Here is a 2,334-nt window from a genome sequence, read left to right on the forward strand (position 1 = left end):
CCAGCATCGCCCGAACCACATAAAGGCTCCATCACTGCATAATCAATGGAGCCTTCTGGACACTCAGCAAACACCGCTCCATCGACGCGAATGAAGTCGTGATCATGGGTCGCCTTAAACATCGCTTGTTCGCACACTTTAAGTATATCGGGCCGATAGCTCTTTAACTCCTCTAGATAACGATCCGCACGCACCATGAACATTCCACTGTTCCAATAGTACTCACCGCTGTCGATGTAGTGCTGAGCCATTTCCTGATCAGGTTTCTCTACGAACGCCTGCACTGACAACGCCACAGCATCACCGCTATGATCTGGCCTAAAACGAATATAGCCGTACCCGGTAGCAGGCTCAGTCGGAACGATCCCAAATGTAACAAACGCCCCTGCCTCTGCGGCTGATGCAGCTTCAGTTACTGCTGACTGAAAGGTATTTGTATCGTTAATAACATGATCGGCAGGCAGCACTAACATCAATGCATCTGACTGACCACATGCGGCTAACTCAAGCGCAGAAAGTGCAATCGCAGGTGCTGTATTCTTACCCACAGGTTCAAGCACTATCTTGGCCTGGAGATTAAGCTGTCGCACATGCTCAGCCACTAAAAAGCGATGATCTTCATTACATACAATATGCGGTATAGAAACACTCAACCCTTTTAAGCGCAGCAATGTCTCTTGCAGCATAGAAACGTCACTGTTTAGCGACAGAAACTGCTTGGGATACATGGTTCTGGAAAGGGGCCACAATCGTGCGCCCGATCCACCGGCCAATACAACAGGGGTGATCATCAACAATCTCTCAAGACAATATTATTTTCACCCGGCGAGTTTACTGCAAAGACCGAGAAGAACTCGACAAGCATACGCTAAAACCCATATCAACCCCCTTGCCGAGGGATTACCAATAAACGACAGAAAGGCAGCTTTTCAAACACGATGGAAAGAGACTGTAACAGGATAAACGTTGCTAACGAGGGGTTAACTTAGTTTGCCGCCCCCTCCAACGAAAGGACATCAAAAACAAACAATATGACAACAGCAATTGACAATTTTTGCGGCCAAACACGAGAAGACATCCAGCAACGTCATTAAAACAACCGCATATTCAACAGAAGCGGTTAATTCCATCTAGCATCCTGTACAGGACATGCACAACAAACAATCAACATCCCGCATCAGACTTAAAAATAGCCTTCCCGCTTCTTCTGCTCCATCGAACCAGCCTGATCATGATCAATCACTCGCCCCTGGCGTTCGGACGTCGTTGTCAGCAACATCTCTTGAATAATATCAGGCAGGGTTACCGCCTCGGATTCAACAGCGCCTGTTAGCGGGTAACACCCCAACGTACGGAAACGTACCATTTTTGTTTCTGGTACTTCTCCCTCGGCTAACGGCATACGATCATCATCCACCATTATCAGCGTACCATCACGCTCAACAACTGGACGAGGTTGCGAAAGATACAAAGGCACGATGTCGATATTTTCTAAATAGATATACTGCCAGATATCCAGCTCAGTCCAGTTAGACAGAGGAAACACTCGTATGCTCTCCCCTTTGTTAACCTGACTGTTATAAATTTCCCAGAGTTCAGGGCGTTGATTTTTTGGATCCCAGCGATGAAACTCATCGCGAAACGAGTACACCCGTTCTTTAGCACGAGATTTCTCTTCATCGCGTCGTGCACCGCCAAATGCCGCATCAAACCCATGCAGATCCAGCGCTTTTTTTAACGCCTGGGTTTTCATAACATCGGTGTGAATAGCGCTGCCATGTACAAACGGGCTGATCCCCATATCGAGACCCTCCTGGTTTTTATACACGATCAACTTCATTCCCAGTTTCTCCGCCATCTGATCACGAAACTGGATCATCTCTTTGAATTTCCAGTTTGTATCAACATGCATTAATGGAAACGGCGGTTTTCCCGGGAAGAATGCTTTTAATGCCAGATGCAGCATAACGGCTGAATCTTTACCAACGGAGTACAGCATCACCGGATTATCAAACTCAGCAGCAACCTCACGGATGATATGGATAGATTCAGCTTCAAGCTGCTTAAGATGAGTTGTATGTTCCCGTGAAATTTCCATTTTGGCCTTACCTTTCAAATTCTTTTGGAAGATTTTGATCAATTTAAATTTGTTCTTCAGGAATTGTTATGGCTTACGATCGCCAACCTGAACAACCTACAGAAAACAGCCTATCGGCTGCGGCAGACTGAAGCCTGCCCTACAAACCCAAATCCACCACAGGTCATGTAGGGTAGTCTCGTCGTCATCGAAGGGATTAGGCTGCCCATACCCACAAAACCATAACTACATATGTA

The 2,334-nt window shown here is 46.6% G+C and carries 2 protein-coding genes; both read right to left on the reverse strand.

All coding sequences use genetic code 11. From position 1 onward, the window contains the following. Positions 1-791: sugar phosphate nucleotidyltransferase (locus ABYW01_RS19640; RefSeq protein WP_372836071.1), on the reverse strand; the 791-nt coding region annotated here is incomplete at its 3' end. Between the two features lie 392 nt (positions 792-1,183). After that, a complete protein-coding gene (gene cysD, locus ABYW01_RS19645; RefSeq protein WP_372836073.1) occupies positions 1,184-2,098 on the reverse strand; it encodes a sulfate adenylyltransferase subunit CysD in 915 nt (304 codons plus the stop codon). Between the last annotated feature and the right edge of the window lie 236 nt (positions 2,099-2,334).

Origin of the sequence: Pontibacterium sp. (assembly GCF_041587635.1) — a bacterium.
In the GTDB taxonomy this organism is placed as follows: Bacteria; Pseudomonadota; Gammaproteobacteria; order Pseudomonadales; family Balneatricaceae; genus Pontibacterium.